19 protein-coding genes are annotated in these 21170 nt (G+C 61.7%); 8 read left to right on the top strand and 11 right to left on the bottom strand.

The features are described 5' to 3' along the window. Nucleotides 1-252: 252 nt before the first annotated feature. Nucleotides 253-1227 (bottom strand): hypothetical protein, encoded by a 975-nt coding sequence (locus NZ453_RS18255; protein ID WP_263772260.1) that lies wholly within the window; start codon nucleotides 1225-1227, stop codon nucleotides 253-255. A 14-nt stretch (nucleotides 1228-1241) separates the two neighbouring features. After that, the gene (locus NZ453_RS18260) at nucleotides 1242-1592 is read right to left on the bottom strand and encodes an HU family DNA-binding protein (protein WP_263772262.1); all 351 of its coding nucleotides are present in this window, start codon (nucleotides 1590-1592) and stop codon (nucleotides 1242-1244) included. A 369-nt stretch (nucleotides 1593-1961) separates the two neighbouring features. Between NZ453_RS18260 and NZ453_RS18265 the strand changes: the two genes are divergently transcribed. The 8 genes from NZ453_RS18265 (at nucleotide 1962) to NZ453_RS18300 (ending at nucleotide 11438) form a co-directional block, all read left to right on the top strand. After that, a complete protein-coding gene (locus NZ453_RS18265) occupies nucleotides 1962-2168 on the top strand; it encodes a hypothetical protein (protein WP_263772264.1) in 207 nt (68 codons plus the stop codon). 204 nt (nucleotides 2169-2372) lie between these two features. Beyond that, nucleotides 2373-2465 (top strand): K(+)-transporting ATPase subunit F, encoded by a 93-nt coding sequence (gene kdpF, locus NZ453_RS18270; protein WP_263772265.1) that lies wholly within the window; start codon nucleotides 2373-2375, stop codon nucleotides 2463-2465. Further along, nucleotides 2462-4240: a potassium-transporting ATPase subunit KdpA gene (gene kdpA, locus NZ453_RS18275; RefSeq protein WP_263772266.1), complete on the top strand. Its 1779-nt coding sequence runs from the start codon at nucleotides 2462-2464 to the stop codon at nucleotides 4238-4240. Before kdpF ends, kdpA begins: the two co-directional genes overlap by 4 nt. 13 nt (nucleotides 4241-4253) lie before the next feature. Next, entirely contained in the window at nucleotides 4254-6332 is a 2079-nt protein-coding gene (kdpB, locus tag NZ453_RS18280; RefSeq protein ID WP_263772267.1) for a potassium-transporting ATPase subunit KdpB, read from the top strand. A 15-nt stretch (nucleotides 6333-6347) separates the two neighbouring features. Then, nucleotides 6348-6920 (top strand): potassium-transporting ATPase subunit KdpC, encoded by a 573-nt coding sequence (gene kdpC, locus NZ453_RS18285; protein ID WP_263772268.1) that lies wholly within the window; start codon nucleotides 6348-6350, stop codon nucleotides 6918-6920. Nucleotides 6921-6941: 21 nt separating this feature from the next. After that, nucleotides 6942-9641: a DUF4118 domain-containing protein gene (locus NZ453_RS18290; protein WP_263772269.1), complete on the top strand. Its 2700-nt coding sequence runs from the start codon at nucleotides 6942-6944 to the stop codon at nucleotides 9639-9641. Next, nucleotides 9638-10327, top strand: coding sequence for a two-component system response regulator KdpE (gene kdpE / locus NZ453_RS18295; protein WP_263772270.1), 690 nt, complete (start codon nucleotides 9638-9640; stop codon nucleotides 10325-10327). Before NZ453_RS18290 ends, kdpE begins: the two co-directional genes overlap by 4 nt. 337 nt (nucleotides 10328-10664) lie before the next feature. After that, nucleotides 10665-11438 carry a TSUP family transporter gene (locus NZ453_RS18300; RefSeq protein WP_263772272.1) on the top strand — a complete coding sequence of 258 codons (774 nt, stop codon included), beginning with the start codon at nucleotides 10665-10667 and terminating at the stop codon, nucleotides 11436-11438. Between the two features lie 32 nt (nucleotides 11439-11470). On the opposite strand, the gene selD is transcribed toward NZ453_RS18300, so the two are convergent. The 9 genes from selD to NZ453_RS18355 all read right to left on the bottom strand — a co-directional run bounded on the left by selD (nucleotide 11471) and on the right by NZ453_RS18355 (nucleotide 20974). Next, nucleotides 11471-12553: a selenide, water dikinase SelD gene (gene selD, locus NZ453_RS18305; RefSeq protein ID WP_263772273.1), complete on the bottom strand. Its 1083-nt coding sequence runs from the start codon at nucleotides 12551-12553 to the stop codon at nucleotides 11471-11473. Between the two features lie 35 nt (nucleotides 12554-12588). Continuing rightward, entirely contained in the window at nucleotides 12589-12798 is a 210-nt protein-coding gene (locus NZ453_RS18310; protein ID WP_263772274.1) for a heavy-metal-associated domain-containing protein, read from the bottom strand. A 3-nt stretch (nucleotides 12799-12801) separates the two neighbouring features. Continuing rightward, a complete protein-coding gene (locus NZ453_RS22000) occupies nucleotides 12802-15663 on the bottom strand; it encodes an EAL domain-containing protein (RefSeq protein WP_338051185.1) in 2862 nt (953 codons plus the stop codon). A 455-nt stretch (nucleotides 15664-16118) separates the two neighbouring features. Continuing rightward, nucleotides 16119-16790 (bottom strand): sulfite exporter TauE/SafE family protein, encoded by a 672-nt coding sequence (locus NZ453_RS18330; protein ID WP_263772275.1) that lies wholly within the window; start codon nucleotides 16788-16790, stop codon nucleotides 16119-16121. Nucleotides 16791-16982: 192 nt separating this feature from the next. Then, a complete protein-coding gene (gene hemN / locus NZ453_RS18335; protein ID WP_263772276.1) occupies nucleotides 16983-18398 on the bottom strand; it encodes an oxygen-independent coproporphyrinogen III oxidase in 1416 nt (471 codons plus the stop codon). Between the two features lie 65 nt (nucleotides 18399-18463). Continuing rightward, nucleotides 18464-18847 carry a SirB2 family protein gene (locus NZ453_RS18340; RefSeq protein WP_263772277.1) on the bottom strand — a complete coding sequence of 128 codons (384 nt, stop codon included), beginning with the start codon at nucleotides 18845-18847 and terminating at the stop codon, nucleotides 18464-18466. Between the two features lie 45 nt (nucleotides 18848-18892). After that, entirely contained in the window at nucleotides 18893-20182 is a 1290-nt protein-coding gene (locus NZ453_RS18345) for a hypothetical protein (RefSeq protein WP_263772278.1), read from the bottom strand. Nucleotides 20183-20270: 88 nt separating this feature from the next. Then, the gene (locus NZ453_RS18350) at nucleotides 20271-20507 is read right to left on the bottom strand and encodes a DUF2249 domain-containing protein (protein ID WP_263772279.1); all 237 of its coding nucleotides are present in this window, start codon (nucleotides 20505-20507) and stop codon (nucleotides 20271-20273) included. Continuing rightward, nucleotides 20507-20974 carry a hemerythrin domain-containing protein gene (locus NZ453_RS18355; RefSeq protein WP_263772280.1) on the bottom strand — a complete coding sequence of 156 codons (468 nt, stop codon included), beginning with the start codon at nucleotides 20972-20974 and terminating at the stop codon, nucleotides 20507-20509. The genes NZ453_RS18350 and NZ453_RS18355 overlap by 1 nt, the downstream gene beginning before the upstream one ends. Nucleotides 20975-21170: the final 196 nt, after the last annotated feature.

Consider the following 21170-nt stretch of genomic DNA (forward strand, 5'->3'; position numbering starts at 1 on the left):
CGCCGTACAGTGTAGAGCAAAGGCCGGATCCCGGCCTTGGGCTCACGCGGCCTCTGTGTGCCATCGCCCCATCGAGTAAACGGTGATGCCATCGGGAAGAAAGGCGCCGGTTGGTCCCATCGGCACGATAGGGTCACGTAGCCGTCCGGTTGCCTTCGTGCTATCGGTTACTCAACCTACACCGCGCCATGCAGCCTTCTCATCGAAAGCGAGGCCGGGCCACCGATTTGCAGCAACAAAACGATGTTGGCATCAGCTGCCGAAGCGACAACAACCACAAGGGGGCTTCAGCCGGTAGGTCTTCTTGACCTGTTTTTTTCCTCTGGGCGACGACAGGCGGCTCGGGTCGCGGTAGATGATTGCTTCGCTGATTCCTGCCCAACGACGTGCTTCGTCGCCAACCAAAGGCTCGGTCTCGTAGCCAAGTTTCTCGGACAATGCCGGAAGGAATACGTCGAAGGCCGCCTTCACCGTTTGCCCCCATTCGGAAGTGGCACCCAAGGCAAAGTAGTAGAACAAGATGGATAACAGCAGTCCGCTCGTCGGCAACCAGACCTCGCGGACATATCCGTGGTAAGCGCACAGCAAAGCGGCGGCATCGGCGAGGAGCAGCGATAACACCGAGAGATTCAGCCAAAGGTCGGCCCCTGTTTTCGCCGTTTCAATAACCTCCGCGTAGTCTTTGGGCAGGATGCACACGAGCCGGCTCCAACCTGGGATGCCGTCAAGACCGTACATGACGCGCGGGTACACCTCGAACGCGCGGATCCGGTTTCCCAGGCTTGTCGGGAGAAGGAAGCGCTCCGAATCAGGAAACTGCTCGGCCAGCTTAAGGTTAAGCGCGCTCCAGGTTCGCTGTTGTTCGTCGGTGAACTGTTCGCCTTGCCGCTCATAGGCTTCAGCAAGGGCCTTAACGGCCGTGTGGGTCGCCTCGAATCGGTATGTCTCTATGCGCTTCAATACCGACCAGGAAGCGATGCCGATGTACCCCTCGAAAAGCCGATAGATGAATCGATTGAAAGCAACCAGGATCGTCCCTACCAGCCACGAGAACAACGCGGCCATGCCTCCGAGCGTCGCGAGATCCTTGGTAATTGAATCCCAGCCAGGCAGGGTGAGGTGCAATACGTTCGTCGTCAGTGTGGCGGCCAAGCAGAACGCGAATCCCGGTAGCAGGAAGCCGACGACGAAGTTCTTGCCGAAGAGCTTTGGTATCTCGTTGAGCACGTTGGCTGCCCGTTCTAGCTCTTCACCGGTTTCATTTTGCGCGGCGGCGGCGCGTCGGTGGTTGGGTCCCCCGGTAGGCTGGCGTTGAGCAACTTCACCTCAAACGTTTTGCTCGGAGTGAATTGCACGATTCGCGGGGAGGCGGCTTTAGCACGCAGCCCGAAGTGCGGATCAAGAAGCAGGCGCAATCCGCGCTTCCTAACGGTAAAGGTACCGTACTCTTTCAACGTCACGGAACCCGTTTGAGTCAGCTGCTCAGCGACCGTCCCGAGGAGATCATCGAGGGGACCACCGGGTTCAATCCCCGTCAGCCTGATCTTCTTGCGCATCGCGCTGGCCACATGCTTCTTCGTAATCCTACTCATAGAGCCTCCTTCATCCGACTCCGTCGTCGCTCAATCTGGTCAGGAGACTCCTGGATAAGCGACTGCTTCAGACTACCCTTCCGAGGGCATCACACAACAAGCGAAAGGCGAAGTCAACACGCTGGCACACGACGTGTTCTTGAGCGGAGCTGGCGGACCGATCGCCGCCGACAGGCATACCCAAAGAACAGCATACGGAATGAAGTCGTGGAGGGCTTCAGAACGGGCCACAGTCTTTACAAAGAGTTTTCAGCAAAATCGAGATCATGGGACCGGAATTTACGAAATCTTGATGCACGCGCCTCGAGTCTTTCCAACGTTTTGACGCGCGTGTTCTTAGCATGATGGTGTCAATCAAGGAGAACCATCATGACAATCCGAAGCTACCTGATCCTCATTGCCACACACCCGCTGTTGTTGCGTCTGGCGATAGCAGCGCTAGCCGTTATGGCGATTGCCGTCGTCCACACCGTGGCCAAACGCCTGCTCACGCCTCCTCGGACACGCCGCGCCGAACGCGCAGCCTCCTCGGTACAAAACGAGCCTCGTCGAGTCATCGCGACGGTCTTTTTCTGATGCGACGCCCCCCGATTTTTACGGTTTCTTGATACGGGTAGCGCACATCTTTCGATCATTTTGACGACCAGCTTTATACGATGAATCCGTCGAAATAAAACAATGGAGTTCGCTCATGGATATCGCCTTTCTCGCGCTCATCGGACTGTTCTTCGTCCTGATGATCGGCTTTGCCGCCGGCTGTGCCCGGTTGGGAGGTGGCAGATGACCTGGCTTTACGTTCTCAGCGGCATCGTCGCCGCCGGCCTGCTCGTCTATCTGGTTGCAGCGCTGCTCAACCCGGAGGACTTTTCATGACCACGCATGCCTGGACGCTTCTTGGACTTTTCCTGGCCATCCTGTTGGTGACCGTCAAACCGATGGGTCTCTATCTCGCCAAGGTGATGGCAGGCGATTATGGATTCGTCCGCAAGACCGAAAGCCCCCTCTATCGGCTGTGTGGCGTGCAGGCGGACGAGGAGATGGTCTGGCTGAAATACGCCTTCGCCATCCTTCTGTTCAATGCGCTCGGCGTTCTTGCCGTGTACGCGCTGCAGCGCCTGCAGGCGTGGCTGCCGCTCAACCCGCAGGGCATGGCTAACGTCAGTCCGGACTCGGCGTTCAACACAGCGATCAGCTTCGTCTCGAACACCAACTGGCAGGGCTACGGCGGCGAGTCGACGATGAGCTACCTGACGCAGATGCTGGCGCTCACCGTGCAGAACTTCCTGTCCGCCGCCACCGGCATCGTCGTCGTCATCGCACTGATCCGCGGCTTCGCCCGCCACACCGCAGCGACGGTAGGCAATGCCTGGGTCGATCTCACGCGCGTCACACTGTACGTCCTGTTGCCGATCTCCATCGTCTATGCCGTCTTCCTGGTAGGCCAAGGGTCGATCCAGAACCTCGATGCGTACAAGGAAGTCACGACGCTGGAAGTCACCAAGTACGACGCACCCAAACTCGACGCCGACGGCCAGCCGGTCAAGGATGAAAAAGGCGCCGTGGTCAACGAACCCGCTGAAACGGCGACCCAGACGCTGGCCATGGGGCCGGTCGCCTCGCAGGAGGCGATCAAGATGCTCGGCACCAACGGCGGCGGCTTCTTCAACGCCAACTCGGCGCATCCCTACGAGAATCCGACGCCGCTGTCGAACTTCATCCAGATGCTGTCGATCTTCCTGATCCCCGGTGCGCTGTGCTTCACCTTCGGACGCATGGTCGGCGACACCCGCCAGGGCTGGGCCGTACTCGCCGTGATGACGGTGATGTTCGCCGGACTGGCAATCGCCGCCATGTATTTTGAACAGCAGGCCAACCCTCTGCTGACGCAACTCGGCGTCGATCCGACGTTCGGCAACATGGAAGGCAAGGAGACGCGTTTCGGTATCGCCGATTCCGGACTGTTCGCCACAATCACCACCGCCGCGTCCTGCGGCGCGGTAATCGCCATGCACGACTCGTTCATGCCGCTCGGCGGCCTGGTGCCGCTGGTCGACATGCAACTCGGAGAAGTGGTCTTCGGCGGCGTCGGCTCGGGCCTTTACGGCATGCTGGTGTTCGCCATCCTGGCGGTCTTCATTTCCGGCCTGATGATCGGCCGCACGCCGGAGTATCTCGGCAAGAAGATCGAGACCTACGAGATGAAGATGACCTCCATCGCCATCCTGGTCACTCCGCTGCTGGTGCTGGTCGGCACGGCCGTCGCCGTGATCACCGGCGACGGCCGTGCCGGCATCGCCAACCCCGGCGCGCACGGTTTCTCCGAGATCCTCTACGCCTTCTCCTCGGCGGCCAACAACAACGGCAGCGCGTTTGCCGGGCTTTCCGCCAATACGCCGTTCTACAACACCATGCTGGGGATCGCGATGTGGTTCGGACGCTTCGGCGTGATCGTGCCAGTGCTGGCCATGGCCGGCTCGCTGGCCGCCAAGAAGCGCCTGGCCGTCACCGAAGGCACGCTGCCGACCCATGGGCCGTTGTTCGTCGTCCTGCTGATCGGCGTCGTGTTGCTGGTCGGCCTGCTGAACTACGTTCCTGCGCTGGCACTTGGTCCGGTCATCGAGCAGTTGATGCTCTTCGCCACGTACTGATTGGAGAACAACAATGACCCGCAAGACATTTACGCTGTTCGACCCGACCCTGGCCGTTCCTGCCATAGCCGAATCGTTCAGGAAACTGAACCCGGCTGTGCAATGGCGCAACCCGGTGATGTTCGTCGTATATATCGGCAGCATCCTGACCACCATCCTCTGGGTGCAAGCCCTGGGTGGCCAGGGCGAAGCGCCGACCGGATTCATCCTGGCCGTGGCCCTGTGGTTGTGGTTCACCGTGCTCTTCGCCAACTTCGCAGAAGCACTGGCCGAAGGACGCAGCAAGGCGCAGGCGGCTTCGCTGCGCGGCCTGAAAAAGGAAACCTGGGCCAAGAAACTGTATGAGCCGCACATCAATGCCAAATGGCAGATGATTCCGGCCACCGACCTGCGCAAGGGCGACGTCATCCTGGTCGCCGCGCAAGAGTTCATTCCGGCCGACGGCGAGGTCATCGAAGGCGTCGCGTCGGTGGACGAGTCGGCGATCACCGGCGAATCGGCGCCGGTCATCCGCGAATCCGGCGGCGACTTTTCCTCGGTCACCGGCGGCACACGCGTGCTGTCCGACTGGATCATCGCGCGCGTCACGGTGAACCCCGGCGAGACCTTCGTCGACCGCATGATCGCCATGGTTGAAAACGCCAAGCGCCAGAAGACGCCGAACGAGATCGCACTGACCATCCTGCTCGTCGCGCTGACCATCGTCTTCCTGGCCGTGACGGTGACGCTGCTGCCGTACTCGTTGTTCAGTGTCGACGTTGCACAGTCGGGCACCCCGGTCAGCATCACCGTGCTAATCGCGCTGCTCGTCTGCCTGATCCCGACCACGATCGCCGGCCTCCTCTCGGCCATCGGCGTCGCCGGCATGAGCCGCATGATGCAAGCCAACGTCATCGCCACCTCCGGGCGCGCGGTCGAGGCGGCCGGCGACGTCGATGTGCTGCTGCTCGACAAGACCGGAACGATCACCCTCGGTAACCGTCAGGCCTCGACCTTCCTGCCGGCCGACGGGATCACCGAAGCCGAACTCGCCGACGCCGCGCAACTTGCCTCGCTGGCCGACGAGACGCCGGAAGGCCGCAGCATCGTCGTCCTCGCCAAGCAGCGCTTCAAACTGCGCGAACGCGACATCCATGCGCTCGACGCCCACTTCGTGCACTTCACCGCGCAGACGCGCATGAGCGGCGTCAACCTGGGCGAGCGGCAGATCCGCAAGGGCGCGGCGGAAGCCATCAAGGCCTTCGTCGAAGCCGAGGGCGGCCACTTTCCAAAGTCGGTGAGCGGCAAGGTCGACGACGTCGCCCGCCGCGGCAGCACGCCGCTGGTGGTCGCTGAAAGCGCAGGCGGCAAGGTACGCGTCCTCGGCGTGATCGAACTCAAGGACATCGTCAAGGGCGGCATCAAGGAACGCTTCGCCGAACTGCGCCAGATGGGCATCAAGACGGTGATGGTCACCGGCGACAACCGCGTGACGGCCGCGGCGATCGCCGCCGAAGCGGGCGTCGACGACTTCCTGGCCGAAGCCACGCCAGAAGCCAAACTCAAGCTGATCCGCCAGTACCAAACGGAGGGCCGTCTGGTGGCGATGACCGGCGACGGCACCAACGACGCCCCGGCGCTGGCCCAGGCCGACGTGGCCGTGGCCATGAACACCGGCACGCAGGCGGCCAAGGAGGCCGGCAACATGGTCGACCTCGACTCCAACCCGACCAAACTGATCGAGGTCGTCGAGACCGGCAAGCAAATGCTGATGACGCGCGGGTCGCTGACCACGTTTTCCATCGCCAACGACATCGCCAAGTACTTCGCCATCATCCCGGCAGCCTTCGTCAGCACCTACCCGCAGCTTTCGGCGCTCAACGTCATGGGCCTTGCGAGTCCGTCGTCGGCGATCCTCTCGGCGGTGATCTTCAACGCCCTGATCATCGTCTTCCTGATCCCGCTGGCCTTGAAGGGCGTCAAGTACCGCCCGCTCGGCGCGGCCACGCTGCTGCGCCAGAACCTGGCGGTCTACGGCCTCGGCGGCATCGTCGCCCCCTTCCTCGGCATCAAGCTGATCGACGTGCTGATCGCTGCGGCTGGTCTAGCCTGAACACAGGAGAACTCAATGAAAACCCTGCTACGCCCCGCCCTCAGCCTGTTCGTGCTGTTGAGCGTCATCACCGGCCTCGCCTATCCACTCCTCGTGACCGGCATTGCCAAGACCACCTTCCCGGTGGAAGCGGGCGGCAGCCTGATCGTCAAGGACGGCAAGACGATCGGCTCGCGCCTTATCGGGCAGAACTTCAGCGATCCTAGATACTTCTGGGGCCGCCCGTCGGCCACCACGCCGATGCCGTACAACGCGTCCGCGTCGGGCGGTTCGAATCTAGGGCCGCTCAATCCCGCCCTCATGGACGTGGTCAAAGGCCGAATAGACACGCTAAGGGCTGCCGATCCGGGCAATACATTACCGATACCCGCCGATCTGGTCACCGCCTCGGCCAGCGGCCTTGATCCGCACATCGGCATAGCGGCGGCGGCGTACCAAGCCGGCCGCATCGCCCGCGTGCGGGGGATCGAGCTCGCTGTCGTGGAAGGTCTCGTCGCTCAATACACAGAGAGCCGTCAATGGGGTATCTTCGGAGAGCCACGGGTCAACGTGCTGGCACTGAACTTGGCGCTCGATGGTTTACGCTAGGAAAGACAAGGAACAATAACGATGGACAGCGAGCGGCCTGACCCAGACAAGTTGCTGAGCCAGGTCCAGGCCGACGAGGCCAAGGCAAGGCGCGGCAAGCTGAAGATATTCTTCGGCGCCTCTGCCGGGGTCGGCAAGACCTACGCGATGCTCGGCGACGCCCGCCAGCAGTTGCTACAGGGCACCGATGTGGTAATCGGCGTGGTCGAGACACACGGACGCATGGAAACCGAGGTCATGGCCGACGGCATGGAACGGCTGCCTTTGCGCGACGTCCCTTACCGCCACCGCATCCTCAAGGAGTTCGATATCGACGGCGCGCTGGCGCGCAAGCCGGCGACCATTCTGATGGACGAACTAGCGCACTCGAACGTCGCCGGTTCGCGCCATCCGAAACGCTGGCAGGATGTGCAGGAACTGCTTGACGCCGGTATCGACGTCTATTCCACCATCAACGTGCAGCACCTTGAAAGCCTCAACGATATCGTCAGCGGCATCACCGGCATCCGTGTCTGGGAGACAGTGCCTGATCGCCTATTCGACGAGGCCGACGAGGTGGTCGTCGTCGACTTCCCGCCCGACGAACTAATCGAGCGCTTGCGCCAGGGCAAGGTTTATCTCCCCGAACAGGCAAAGCTCGCGTCGAAGAATTTCTTCCGAAAAGGTAATCTGCTGGCTCTGCGCGAATTGTCTCTGCGACGCGCGGCTAACCGCGTCGACGACGAGATGCAGGCTTACCGCAAACGTAGTTCGACAGCCCCCGTGTGGCCGACACGCGAATCGCTGCTGGCCTGTGTGGAGGGAGGTAAAGGCGGCGGCGAACGTGGCGAGAAGATCGTGCGCAGTTGCGCGCGCCTGGCGGCGCAATTCGACGTACCGTGGCATGCGGTGCATGTAGAAACCCGAAATTATGCGGATGAGCAACAGCACCAGGAGATGCTACGGGTGCTCAAGCTCGCACAGGATCTCGGCGCGACGACGGCCACCCTATCCGCACCGGCCATTGCCCCGGCGCTGGTGCGCTATGCCCGCGAACATAACCTGTCGCGCCTCGTGATGGGGCGCTCGCACCGGCGCTGGCGCTGGCCGTGGCAACAGACGATCGGTGAGGCCATTGAGGGCGAGGCCGGTGATCTGGACATCCTGCGCGTCGCGTTGCCGCGCAAAACAAGGGGGGGTAACGAAGGAGGGGGAAAATCGCGGCGAGGCGCCGCGCCGGTGCACTGGAAAGGCTATGCCGCTGCCATTGCCATATGCGGCGCCACCACGCTAGCGGCCACGCCGCTGCTGGGCCGCATCGAGCTGACCAACATCGTCATGCTGTTCCTGCTCGCCATCGTCGGCGTGGCGCTGGCGTTCGGACGTGGCCCGGCCGTGCTCGCTGCCTTCGTCGGCGTCGGGCTCTTCGACTTCTTCTTCGTCCCGCCGCGCTTCTCGTTCGCCGTCAGCGACATCCAATACCTGATCACCTTCGCCGTTATGCTCGTCGTCGCCCTCGTCGTCGGCCAGTTGACGGCCGGCCTGCGCGTGCAGGTGGCGGCAGTCACTGAGCGCGAGCGGCGCATCAGCGGGTTGTATGAAATGTCGCGCGAGCTGTCCGCGACACTGTTGCCCGAGCAGGTCGCCGAAATCGGCATCCGCTTCCTAGCCACGGAATTCGGCTTCAAGTCGGTGCTGCTCTTCGCCGACGACGAGGACAAGCTCCAGATCATGCCGGGAGCGACCACCGACGTCGACATGGGGGTCGCATCATGGGCCTTCGAGCGTGGCGTGGCCGCCGGACGCGGTACCGACACGCTGCCCGCCAGCAAATGCCTGGTGCTGCCGCTCAAGGCCACGATGCGCTTGCGCGGCGTGCTGGCCGTCGAACCAGGCGGCAGCGGCCTGCTCGATCCCGAACTGCGCCGCGTACTCGATACCTGCGCCTCCCTGCTCGCCATCTCGGTCGAACGCATCCATTACATCGACATCGCGCAGAAGACCACCGTGCAGATGGAATCGGAACGCCTGCGCAACTCGCTGCTCTCGGCGATCTCGCACGACCTGCGCACGCCGCTCGCTTCACTGGTCGGACTAGCTGATACCCTGCAGATGACCCGGCCGGTGCCGACCGGACAGCAGCTCGAAGTGATCCAGTCGATGCGCAACTCTGCGACGCGCATGAACACGCTGGTCGGCAACCTGCTCGACATGGCGCGGCTGGAATCGGGTGCAGTACAGCTCAATCGGCAGTGGCAACCGCTTGAGGAAGTGATCGGCACCGCGCTCGGCGCGTGCGCCTCGTTGCTGAATGGACGGCCGATCCGGACCGACCTGGCGGCGGACCTGCCGTTGCTGCATTTCGACGCAGTTCTGATCGAGCGCGTGCTGGTCAACGTGCTGGAGAACGCGAGCAAGTACACGCCGGCTGGCACGCCGATCGAAATTCGCGCACATGCGGAAACCGACGACGTGGTGCTGCGTATAGACGACCATGGCCCAGGTCTGCCACGCGGGCGTGAAGAGGCGATCTTCGAAAAATTCGAACGTGGCCGCCGCGAAAGCGCAACGCCCGGAGTTGGCTTAGGCCTTACCATCTGCCGCGCGATAATGCAGGCCCACGGCGGCACGATCCGTGGCGAAACACGCAAGGAAGGCGGCGCAAGTTTCGTCGTCACCCTGCCGCGCGGCAAACCGCCGGCCGACGATGGCGGCGAGGAACTGCCGGATACGCAATCATGAGTGAAAACAAGCCTCGAGTACTGATCGTCGAGGACGAAAGTGACATCCGCCGTTTTGTCCGTATGGCGCTGGAAAGCGAAGGGTATGAAGCTTATGAAGCCGACACGCTCAAAAGGGGCTTGATCGAAGCGGGCACCCGGCGGCCGGAACTCGTCATGCTCGACCTTGGTCTTCCCGATGGTGACGGCGTGGACTTCATCCGCGAACTGCGGGCCTGGACGGGAATTCCTGTCATCGTTCTCTCAGCGCGTGGCGCGGAGAGCGACAAGATCGGAGCGCTGGATGCTGGCGCCGACGACTATCTCGTGAAACCGTTCGGGGCCGGCGAACTGCTCGCCCGCGTGCGAGCTCAGTTCCGACGTCATGCTTACGCGGATTCGGGAGAATCTCTCGTCAGTTTCGGCGATGTCCGCATCGATCTGGCTCGCCGCTTGGTTGAACGGAATGGCCAACCGTTGCATCTCACGCCAATCGAATATCGCCTACTCACCTTTCTGGTCGCTCAACCGGACCGTGTCATCACCCATCGCCAACTGCTCACGAAGGTCTGGGGGCCGAGCCACCTGGAGGACTTGCACTATGTTCGGGTGCATATGGCCAACTTGCGCAAGAAGATCGAACGCGATCCTTCGATGCCGAAGCACGTTCTCACCGAATCAGGAATTGGTTATCGATTCGTGCTTTGAGCGCCGCCCCGAAAGGAAGAACGTCAGCCGCCGGTTTGGTGGACACGACCGGAAGGATACTTTTTGGGACGGAACGAGAAACTGCCATTTCCTCTTTGCATCAAGCGTCAAGAAGGACCGAATGGTCCCCTGGCTTTAGGGGGTTTTTCGATGGCCGGTTCCGCTGCGGAACGGAGATTACCTAATCGGTTTATGCCGTCGACAAGATGTGAATTGCCGGAAAACTTATCCGCCATTAATTCGGTAATCAACAGCCCCCCAATACCTAGGCTTGTCGCTATATTGCAGGGTTCAGTGACAGCAGCAGGTTCGTCCAACAGGAGGAGCTCCGCCCGCCATGAGCACATTGATCATTGCCGTCGCCGCCCTGCTGGCCTCCGCGCTTACGCTTTTCTCTGGCTTCGGACTCGGCACGTTGCTGATGCCGGTCGTCGCCTTGTTTTTCCCGGTTGACGTCGCGATCGCCATGACGGCGGTCGTGCATTTCGCCAACAACATCTTCAAACTCGGACTCGTCGGCCTGCACGCCGATCGCGGTGTCGTATTACGCTTCGGAATTCCGGCCGTGATCGCAGCGCTTCTCGGTGCACTGCTTCTCGGCGAGTTGACCCAACTCGCGCCTCTCGCCGAATACACCCTCGCCGGGATGACGATGCAAATGATGCCGGTCAAGCTGGTGGTCGGCATCGTCATCATCCTTTTCGTCGCACTCGAGTTTTCACCGCGTTTTTCGGCTATGACCTTCGAGCCGAAGTACCTGCCCTTTGGCGGCCTGATCAGCGGTTTTTTCGGTGGCCTCTCCGGACACCAAGGCGCTTTCCGCAGCTTATTCCTGATCAAGGCCGGCATCAGCAAGGAGCAATTCATCGCCACCGGCGTCGTCCTCGCCGTTCTCGTCGACCTGACGCGGATGGCGATCTATGGTTGGGAAGCGAGCCTGCAGCCGAAGAACGTCGACTGGATGCCCGTCGGCATTGCGACCCTCGCCGCCTTCGCCGGGGCGTTTATCGGCGCACGGATGATCAAGAAGCTGACGATCCGCTCGATCCAGATCATCGTTTCGGTACTGCTCGTCGTAGTAGGCGCTGGGCTGATCGCCGGCGTAATCTGAGCGTTGGCTTCGCCGACCCGTGCACCGCCGGTTCATGGCGCGAAAATAACGCGCGCCTTGCCTTCGACCATTTCGCCGATTACGGCTGCCTGAGCGAATCCTTCGGCTCCGAAAATGGCAAGCACGTCGTTGACGGCCTCGGAGGCGCAGGCAACGAGCAAACCGCCGCTCGTCTGCGGATCAGTCAGTAGGGCTTTCTCAGCGTCGTTGAAGCGCCCCTTGCCGAGTACAACGCGCTTACCGTAGCCCGCCCAGTTACGTGCCGAGGCGCCGGTCACACATCCCGTCGCAGCATAGTCGAGCCCGCGCGGGAGCACCGGCAGTGCACCGTAGTCGAGCACCGCCGTGGCGTTCGACGCCTTGCAGATCTCGACCAGATGGCCAAGCAGACCGAAGCCTGTAACATCCGTCATCGCGTGAACCGCCGCCACCCGGCCCAGTGCGGCACCGGGAGTGTTCAACTGCGTCGTCGTCTCGATCATTGCCGCATAATCCCGCCGCGCCAGCTTGCCCTTGCGTAGCGCAGCGCTATACAAGCCGACACCAAGCGGTTTGCCGAGGACGAGTTTGTCGCCCGGGTGCGCGCCGGCATTGCGCTTGAGGTTCTTTGGATCGACGAGCCCGATGGCGACGAGCCCGTAGATCGGCTCGGTGGAGTCGATCGTGTGCCCGCCCGCGATCGGGATGCCCGCCTTGGCGCACACGGCTTCTCCGCCCTTCAGGATGCGCCGGATCGTCGCCATCGGCAACGTGTTCACCGGCATACCGACGATCGCCAGCGCGAAGAGCGGCGTGCCGCCCATCGCGTAGACGTCGGAAAGCGCGTTGGTCGCCGCGATGCGTCCGAAGTCGAACGGGTCGTCGACGATCGGCATGAAAAAATCGGTCGTCGCAACGATCGCTTGGTGGTCGTTGATCTGATAAACCGCCGCGTCGTCACTCGTTTCGATACCGACGAGGAGCTGCGATGGAATCAGCGCGGGCGCGGACTTCGCCAGAATGCGTTCGAGAACGCCGGGCGCGATCTTGCAGCCACAACCCCCTCCGTGCGAGAGCGAGGTCAGCTTGACAGCGCCAGCTTGTCCCACCGATACCGCAGCTTTCACATCATTCATGGTTCATATCCCGTCGGCGGTCCGCCCGTGCCCAATTAAAGCGCGGCGTCGAATCCCGCGTCCTCGATCGCCTTCTTGAACCGCTCAGGTTCTACAAGCGTCTCGTCATAAACGACGCTGGCATTTCCCGAATCGAGCGACACATTGAGCTGTACGACGCCGGGCAGCTCCTGCAGCACGTCGCCGACGCTCTTCGCACATCCCTGACACGTCATGCCGCCGACACCGATGACCAGGCTCTTCACTCGTCAATCCTCGTTCAAGAAACGCTGCTGTCGCAACAACTCGGCGAAACCCTCCGCCGGCAGCGGCGCGCTGAAGTAATAACCCTGAACCTCGTCGCACCCTTGGCTTTCCAGCATCTCGAGTTGCTCGGCGTGCTCGACACCCTCCGCGATTACGCTCAGACGCAGGCTGTGCCCCATGCTGATCACCGCGGTAGCGATGGCCCAGTCGTCCGGATCGCCCACGATATCGCGCACGAACGATTGGTCGATCTTCAGCTTGTCGATCGGGAAACGCTTGAGGTACGACAAGCTCGAATAACCGGTGCCGAAATCGTCGATCGCCAGTTTGACACCGATCGAAGAAAGCCGTTGCAAGGTGTCGATCGTCTCGTTCGCCCCGCCCATGACGATGCCCTCGGTAAGCTCGAGTTCGAGCCATTCAGCCGCCAATGCCGTGTCGGCGAGGACGGTACGTACTGACTTCTCCAACTGCCCGCCCCGGAACTGCACGGAGGAGATGTTCACAGCGATGCGTATCGGCGGCAATCCTTCGTCCTGCCAGGCCTTGTTCTGCCGACAAGCTTCCCGCAAAACCCAGTCGCCGATAACGACAATGAGCCCGGACACCTCGGCTACGGGAATGAACTTGCCGGGCGGGACCATGCCGATCATCGGGTGTCGCCAACGCACGAGCGCCTCGGCGCCGACGATGCGGCCACTGCTCACCTCGACTTGTGGTTGATAGTAAAGCAGGAATTCGCCGCGCTCGATGCCTTGGCGCAGGCTGTTTTCCAGCGTCAGTCGTTCCAGTGCGGCGGCATTCATCTCGCTGGTAAAGAACTGGTACGCGTTCCGCCCCGACTCCTTGGCCCGATACATCGCCGCGTCGGCGTGTTTGAGCAGTGTCTCGAAATCAGTGCCATCCTGGGGGAAAACGCTGATGCCGACCGACGGTGTCACGCCCAATTCATGCTGATCAACCGGGTACGGCCGGGCCACCACGTCGAGGATCTTGCGCGCCACCTCCGCCGTTCCTTCGAGTGTTGCCTCGGTCAGCAGCACGACGAACTCGTCGCCGCCCAGCCGCGCCACGGTGTCCATGCGGCGCACCGAGGCACTCAGCCGGCGTGCCACTTCCCTCAAAAGCCGATCGCCGGCCGAATGCCCCAGCGAATCGTTGATCGTCTTGAAATGGTCGAGGTCGAGGAAAAGCAGAGCGAGTTGCTTGTGTTCCCGTTCGGCACTTGCCAGCGCCTGCTGCGCGCGGTCTTGCAGCATGCGCCGGTTCGGCAGGTTGGTGAGCGGGTCGAAATAGGCGAGTTGCCGGATTCGCTCCTGCGCCGCGAGACGTTCCGAGATATCGGTGGCCGTGCCGACATAATTGCGCACCTTGCCGCTCGCGTCCCGGTAAACACTGATGCGCAGCCAGACAGGGAACACCTCGCCGTTACGCCGCTGGTTCCACACCTCGCCTTGCCAATGGCCCGTGGCGTTGATCGTCTCCCACATCGCCGCGTAGAACTCGGGCGAGTGCCGGCCGGAACGCAGAATGCGCGGGGTCTGGCCGATGAGTTCGGCCGCCGAGTACCCGTTCATCTCCTGGCACACCCCGTTGACCGAGATGATGTTGCCGCGGGCATCGGTGACGAGAATTGATTCCTGGCTTGTTTCAAAAACCAGGGCAGCGAGTTTCTGTTCCTGCTCCGCCTGCTTTCGCTGCTGAATGTCGTGAAACACGCACTGCACCAAGTGCTGTCCCTTCGACGTTTCCATGGCATTGGCACCGGCCTCGACGGCGATCAGCGAGCCCTCCGCCGTCAGCACCTCCATTTCCAGAGGCGCTCCGTGTCCGTGCAAGGCACGCTCCAAGAGCGCCCTACGGAAAGCCTCCGATCGCTCGGGCGGGAATAGGCCAGATAATCGCCGCCCGACCATTTCCTCGTGCGGATGCCGGAACAGGAGTTCCGCCCCGACATTCGCGTCAATAAGCAGGTCGCTCTCGACATCAACGACGATGATCGCTTCATGCGCCCCCTCGAACAGCACCGAATAACGCTCCGTCGCGTCTTTGAGCGCCTGTTCGACGCTGCGCTGAACGCTCATGTCGATCACCGTCCCGACGGAGCCCGGTTGGCCGTCGAGCTCACTCGGCTCGCCAAGTATCATGATCGGGAATCGCGTCCCATCCTTACGTACGCCCGTGCTTTCGTATGGCCCTTCCCGCTCACCGGCGGCGCGGCGGCGAATCTTCTCGGCGGTGATGGCACGAAGTTCTGGCGCAACGGTGTCCGCCGGCTCCATACCGGAAAGCAGCTCGGCCTCGCTATAGCCGAACATCTCGCAGAGTTTCGGATTGACGAAGCAGAACTTGCCGTCCTGGATCATGAACACGCCGACCTGCAAGGCATCCATCGTTGCGCGGTATTTGCGCTCGCTTTCACGCAAGGCAAGTTCCGACTTGCGCCGTGCCGAAACATCGACCACGACGCCGCTGGCCAGCGTAGGTCTTCCGTCAGGACCGGAGACGACTGTCATCGAGTTCCGATACCAAACGATCTCTCCATATCGGTCGAACAGGCGATGGTCCAGGGCAACACGTACCGTTTGACCAGGCGTGCGGCGGCACAACTCTCGCACCCGCTGCCGGAAGGGTGCCACGTCGTCCGGGTGGAAATGCTTTTCGAGCAACAGCGCAAGACCGTGGTCCCGCAGGTCTTCCTCGCTGACGCCGAACGTCGTCGCGGCGATCGGGCTGATGTAGTCGAATCCGCCACGCACGAGGTCGAGCCGATAAAGGATGTGCTCGGGCGCGTCGAGCAGATCTCTCAGAAAGGCCTCACCTTGCGATGAACCCGTCGCCCCGATATCGTTTTCTGCAGGCACCCTCTCTCCCTCACCCGATACTGCACCTTACTGATCCAGTTTCCCCAAGACAGCCAACAGCGCGACGCTCCCTGTACCCAGCGAAAACACTCGGCGCCAGGGCATCTCAGTGCACACGCGAGACCTCTCCATGCATTGTAAACGATGGAAAACCAGTGGCTTGCGGCGAAAGAGGCTCCCATGCCATTTTGAAACTCCGGCGGCGAGTCCGCGCTTCTGTCGGGGGAAAGTTGCTGCCGAGAGTCCGCTGATTTCCTCTCTTTCAGGCCCTTTCAGCGGTACTCGCACTGGCACCGTTTGCCGTCCCCGGCGTTTTCCGGGAGGCCGTCACCATGGCATCGCTAATGCCGTTCATGCTCGCGTGCGCGTTTTCTCTTAAGCGACCTCGTTTCCGGAGGCAAAAGCGCTCCAGGAAAGCCAGTTCTGAGCAACCATGAAAAAGCCGGAGGGCTAAGCTAAAAACCCATCACCGTCCGCGTCACCCCGAGTAGTCCCCATACGCCAAACCCCGCGACGAGCAGCCCAGCCGCGAGGCGTACAGCAGGCTTGCCGGCATAAGCCCGTAACCGTGTAACAAGCAACCCGGCAAGAAGCAGGTTCGGCAGCGTGCCCGCCCCAAACGCGAGCATCAGCGCGGCCCCGCGCGCCGCCGAACCGCTGGTTAGCGCTGTAACGAGTGCGCTATACACCAACCCACACGGCAACCAGCCCCACAGCAAGCCCAGCGGGAACGCCTGCGAAACGTTCCGTGCAGGCAGAAAACGCCCGCCCAAAGGCTGCACATGCTTCCATAGCCGCTGGCCCGCCCGCTCGGCAAACGCGAGCACCTGCGTCGCTCCCATCAGGTACAGGCCAAGCGCTACGAGCATCAGGTTCGCCGCTGCGTAAAGAGCAAGGCGCATCGGCAACTGGTTGGCGAGAACAAGACTCGCTCCCCCGAGGGCTCCCGCGATGGCGCCGGCCACTCCATAACTCGCGATTCGTCCCGCGTTGTAGGCTAAATGCAGTGACAATCGTGCGCGACCGCCGAATGAGAGAGCACCGACGATCCCCCCGCACATGCCGACGCAATGTGTCCCGCCAAGCAGTCCGACGACGAACAGCGCTAGGAGACTGGATTCGGGCATTTGGTGGGGGCAAGATCCTGGGGAATGATGTAGCGGACGCAACGGGATGCGGCAGTCTAGCGCATGGGGACAATCGACGCCAAAGCAGGACACACAGCGTATAGCGGTTCGCGGTTGTCTGAAAGCGGCGGGGGAAACAACGGAGGGGGCCGCAGCCTTCTGGGTATGCTTTTTGGCTACAACACCGCCGCGTCAAATCACCTTCGAATAGCGTTTGTTTTCGCGGTCGGCACGCAGCCGCCGATCAAAGGCCATCGCGATCGCGCGCACGATCATGCGCCCCTTGGGCAGGACGATGATGCGCCGGTCCTCGACTCGAAGCAGGCCGGCCTCGCCCATTTCCCCAAGTGCAATAAGCTCGGGGGCGAAATAGCGTTTGAAGTCGATCCCGTACGTCGTTTCGACGGCATCCATCGAAAGCTCGAAATGGCACATGAGCGCCTGGATGATTGCGCGCCGGAGAACGTCGTCCGCATCGAGCCTGATGCCGCGAAAGGCCGGCAGGATACTGTCGTCCAGCCGTGCGTAGTACTCGTCGAGCGTTTTCACGTTCTGGTAATAGCTCGCCCCGACCTTGCTGATCGAAGAGATGCCGAAGGCAAGCATGTCGCAATCGGCATGCGTCGAGTAGCCCTGGAAATTGCGATGCAAGCGCCCTTCCCTCTGCGCGATCGCCAACTCGTCGTCCGGCTTGGCGAAGTGGTCCATGCCGATAAAGACATAACCGGCCTCGGTCAGCTTGGCGATGGCCATCGCCAATATCTGCAGGCGAGCGTCGGCGGTCGGCAGATCGGAATCGAGGATGCGCCGCTGCGGTTTGAAGAGACCGGGCAGATGCGCGTAGTTGTAGACCGAAAGCCGATCCGGGCTGACCGCGATGACACGCTCGAGCGTACGTTCGAAACCGCTCACCGTTTGCTTGGGTAAACCGTAGATGAGGTCGATACTGACCGATTTGAAACCGTTGGCACGCGCCGCCTCGATCACATCGAACGTTTCCTCCTCGCTCTGGATGCGATTCACCGCGCGCTGCACGTTCTCGTCAAAATCCTGAACGCCGATGCTCATGCGGTTGAAGCCGAGCTCGCCGAGCAATTGCACCGTCGCGCGGTCCACTTTGCGCGGATCGACCTCGATCGAAAACTCCCCGCCTTCAAGCAACCGGAAGTGCTTGCGCGTCGCCGCCATAAGTTGGCGCATTTCGTCGTGCGAAAGAAAGGTCGGTGTACCGCCGCCCCAATGTAGTTGCTCGACTTCGTTGTCTTCGGGAGTGAGAAAACCCGTCTGCAACGCCAACTCCCGCGCCAGGTATTTCAGGTACTTGGCCGAACGACCGTGGTCCTTGGTAATGATCTTGTTGCAGGCGCAGTAGTAGCAGATCGTGTTGCAGAACGGCAGATGAAAATACAGCGACAGTTGCCGGCGCCCGGCGCTGCCTGGCCCCGCTGTTTCCGTGCGGCGGTGGCGAAGCCAGTACGCCGCGTCTTGCGGCCCGAAATCGTCGGCAAAACGGTCGGCCGTCGGATAAGACGTGTAGCGCGGGCCATTGACGTCAAAGCGGCGAACGATCTGCGGGTCGAAAACGAGTGTATCGGAGAGTGCGGTCATAGCATCTGGGCAAAGCGCGTTGCGGCCTAGTTTAGAGCATTCCTTGGCGGCCCGTGTCGAGCACCTCAGGAAAATACGCCGAGCGGACTACGTGTCAGCGCCACCGAAACGATGTAGCCGAAGGTCAGCAAAGCGGCCACGAAGTAGCCAGCGCGCGCCGACTTGGTTCGTCCACGCCGCAGAGCCATCGCCCCAAGAATGACGTAGACCACGAGCGCGATTACCTTCGCGGTCAGCCAGTCGAGCGCCAAGGGATATTGATGGGTGAGAAGCGCCAGCCAGATTGCGCTGCCAAGGAGCACGGTGTCGACGATATGCGGCACGATACGTACCCAGCGCCGGTTGAGCCATGGAGAATCGGCGAGCATCCCCAAGCCACGGATGAAGAATCCCGTTCCGCTGAGAATGACGCAGGTGATATGGATATGACGTAGCGCGAGGTAGAGCATGGGGTTCGTATAGTTTCGACGTGGCCGTGGTGTCGCGCCCCGGCTTCAGGCGCGCAGCGATTCGATGTGGGATACCTGGCTGCGATAGAGCCGCACGGCAGCCGTTAGGTTCCACAAAAGCCAAGCATTGGCGACAACGAGACTGGCGCCCGCCGGATACGCAAACGTCGCCGGCCAGAGGGCCGCGAGCGCCACCAGTACGCAAGCAAGGACGTGCGCCGCGGACTGCCGTTCCATCGCCGCTTCTGAAATGATCTTCTTCATGTTCGGCGCCACGACCCGTCCCTGTCCAAGATTCTGCAGATGCAGCCAGACGAGGAAGGGAACGATCTTGTACAACATGCCGACGATGACCGACATGAACCCACCGGCGAGGACGAGCGCACCGAACAGAACCGGCCACTCCGCGCGCTCGGCGACCGTGGGCACGAACCGCCCCGCTCCCCACACAGCACAGGCCGCCAGCGCGCTCAGCATCGCGGCACGCCACAGATGCTGGGTCGCATCGAAGCGCGATCGTTTGCTCGTACGCTGTACTTTCAGCGTTACACCGGCGAAGCAGGCAACCGCCAAGACCACGACGAGCGCCAAAACGAGGGATATCGCTCCGGCATCCACCCACTCCGATATCGACCAGACGGCGAGGGCCCCAATCGTCGCGACGGCGAAAAACCGCTCAAAAACACGTGGGTAGGGGCGCGTGATCTGGAACATCGGCACGACCACATAGGCGACGGCGGCCAGCAGTACCGTTCCCCAAGCCACGAACCCCCACCCCAAGTGGATGTCCGCGAGTTGCATGAGTGGCCAATCGAGTGACCAGCCGAGGGCTGCGGTCAAGCCAACGCCAAGGGCCGCGGTGACCGTAAGGCCGGCAAGAGACAGCTTGAGACCGCCCACGGTCGGGCTCGTGGTCGGCACACCGCTGAATGCGCGTAGGGCGGAGACGATAAAGCACGCGATCCCAACCGTAAACAGCAGTGCCGCCACCTTGAAAGCGGCTGGCGAATAACTGAAAAACGCGGCGACGAGGAACACGGTACCGACAGAGATCGCTGCGTGAACAAGACCCGCGACACGCAAGGGCGAACCGATATTGGCTCCGGCGACCACGGGCAGAATCTGGATCAGCGCACCGAGCATCACCTGCAACATGAAGCCAACGGTTATGAGGTGAGTAAGCGCCAGGGTCGCCGGCGTCCAGCGCGAGGCGAATACCTCGGGATAGCAGAGAATCAACACGCCGCCGAGAATGCCGAACACCGGCGCGGTAAGAAAGAAACGAAACGGAGCCGCCAGCGGCGGCGATTGATCATAAGAGAGCAGCGTCTGCATCAGTCACTCTTGTTCTTGTTCCAGCCTTCGGGCCCACCCGATATGCAAGCGGCGCCGCCCGTGCGTACGGGCCGGAGGCCAACCCCCATTACGCGCTCGGCTTGTGCCAGATGAGGATTTCGAACGAGCCATCCCGAACCCGTTCGGTCTGCCAGGAGAAACCGTTCAGTTCCAGCGCACGGTAGAGAGGAAAAGGCTCGCGTCCGATACGCAGCATCACCTTCTGGCCTGGGCTTATCAGATCGATAGCTGCCATCGTGCGTTCGAACGGTTCCGGCGGCTCGAGATCGCGTCCGTCGACCACCACAATCTCCTCTGCGCCCATCAGACGCCTCCTCCCGCGGAAGCGGTACTCGCAATTCCGGCGCTCAGGATAGTCAGCAATCCGTCCCGATCAGCGCTCAGGTGTTGGTCGCACATCGGATAAAGGATGTTCTCCTCCTTCATGTTATGTTGTTGCGTCAGGATGAGTAGCGTTTCGGCGTTTCCGAGATACTCGTCGGCATCCCGCTGGGTCAGCGCCACCCCGGTCAGCGTGAGCAAGTCGCGCATCTGCGCATGTTCGTTGCGCATCACCTGCGTCGGCCCCATGCGCATTCCGGTCCGGTCTTCGAACGCTGGGAACAACACGTTTTCCTCGATATCCAGATGGCGTAGCACGGCATCCCGAAAACGCAGAAAAGCCGCTTCCGCCTTGTCCCATTCGCCTTTGCGCACAGCCTGTTCAACCTCGGCAAAGCCGTCGTCGCAGTGACGGTGGTCGTTGGCAAGTAATTCACGGATGCTGTTCATTCGAGGCCCTCGATCAAGAGATTTACCAATGAACCCATTGTGCAGGAACGCCCGCCCAATTCCCTTGACCGAAATCAAATCGGCCAAGGCCCTGGCGCGTCGCCGCCATCCAAAGAAGGATTAGCCGTCCTGTCCCGTGCTCCGGTAGAGTTTTTGACCGCGGGCGAGCAGGCGGATTCCTTTGTTCCTCGACCGA

The organism is Propionivibrio soli, from assembly GCF_025770765.1.
GTDB lineage: Bacteria > Pseudomonadota > Gammaproteobacteria > Burkholderiales > Rhodocyclaceae > Propionivibrio > Propionivibrio soli.

What these genes read in the sequence shown, in the direction of transcription:
- kdpF (WP_263772265.1), top strand. Translation starts at nt 2,373, where the DNA reads ATGACCTGGCTTTACGTTCTCAGCGGCATCGTCGCCGCCGGCCTGCTC.
- NZ453_RS18260 (WP_263772262.1), bottom strand. Translation starts at nt 1,592, where the DNA reads ATGAGTAGGATTACGAAGAAGCATGTGGCCAGCGCGATGCGCAAGAAG.
- NZ453_RS18265 (WP_263772264.1), top strand. Translation starts at nt 1,962, where the DNA reads ATGACAATCCGAAGCTACCTGATCCTCATTGCCACACACCCGCTGTTG.
- selD (WP_263772273.1), bottom strand. Translation starts at nt 12,553, where the DNA reads ATGAATGATGTGAAAGCTGCGGTATCGGTGGGACAAGCTGGCGCTGTC.
- NZ453_RS18340 (WP_263772277.1), bottom strand. Translation starts at nt 18,847, where the DNA reads ATGCTCTACCTCGCGCTACGTCATATCCATATCACCTGCGTCATTCTC.
- hemN (WP_263772276.1), bottom strand. Translation starts at nt 18,398, where the DNA reads ATGACCGCACTCTCCGATACACTCGTTTTCGACCCGCAGATCGTTCGC.
- kdpA (WP_263772266.1), top strand. Translation starts at nt 2,462, where the DNA reads ATGACCACGCATGCCTGGACGCTTCTTGGACTTTTCCTGGCCATCCTG.
- NZ453_RS18330 (WP_263772275.1), bottom strand. Translation starts at nt 16,790, where the DNA reads ATGCCCGAATCCAGTCTCCTAGCGCTGTTCGTCGTCGGACTGCTTGGC.
- NZ453_RS18350 (WP_263772279.1), bottom strand. Translation starts at nt 20,507, where the DNA reads ATGGGCGCAGAGGAGATTGTGGTGGTCGACGGACGCGATCTCGAGCCG.
- NZ453_RS18300 (WP_263772272.1), top strand. Translation starts at nt 10,665, where the DNA reads ATGAGCACATTGATCATTGCCGTCGCCGCCCTGCTGGCCTCCGCGCTT.
- NZ453_RS18290 (WP_263772269.1), top strand. Translation starts at nt 6,942, where the DNA reads ATGGACAGCGAGCGGCCTGACCCAGACAAGTTGCTGAGCCAGGTCCAG.
- NZ453_RS18345 (WP_263772278.1), bottom strand. Translation starts at nt 20,182, where the DNA reads ATGCAGACGCTGCTCTCTTATGATCAATCGCCGCCGCTGGCGGCTCCG.
- kdpB (WP_263772267.1), top strand. Translation starts at nt 4,254, where the DNA reads ATGACCCGCAAGACATTTACGCTGTTCGACCCGACCCTGGCCGTTCCT.
- kdpE (WP_263772270.1), top strand. Translation starts at nt 9,638, where the DNA reads ATGAGTGAAAACAAGCCTCGAGTACTGATCGTCGAGGACGAAAGTGAC.
- NZ453_RS18355 (WP_263772280.1), bottom strand. Translation starts at nt 20,974, where the DNA reads ATGAACAGCATCCGTGAATTACTTGCCAACGACCACCGTCACTGCGAC.
- kdpC (WP_263772268.1), top strand. Translation starts at nt 6,348, where the DNA reads ATGAAAACCCTGCTACGCCCCGCCCTCAGCCTGTTCGTGCTGTTGAGC.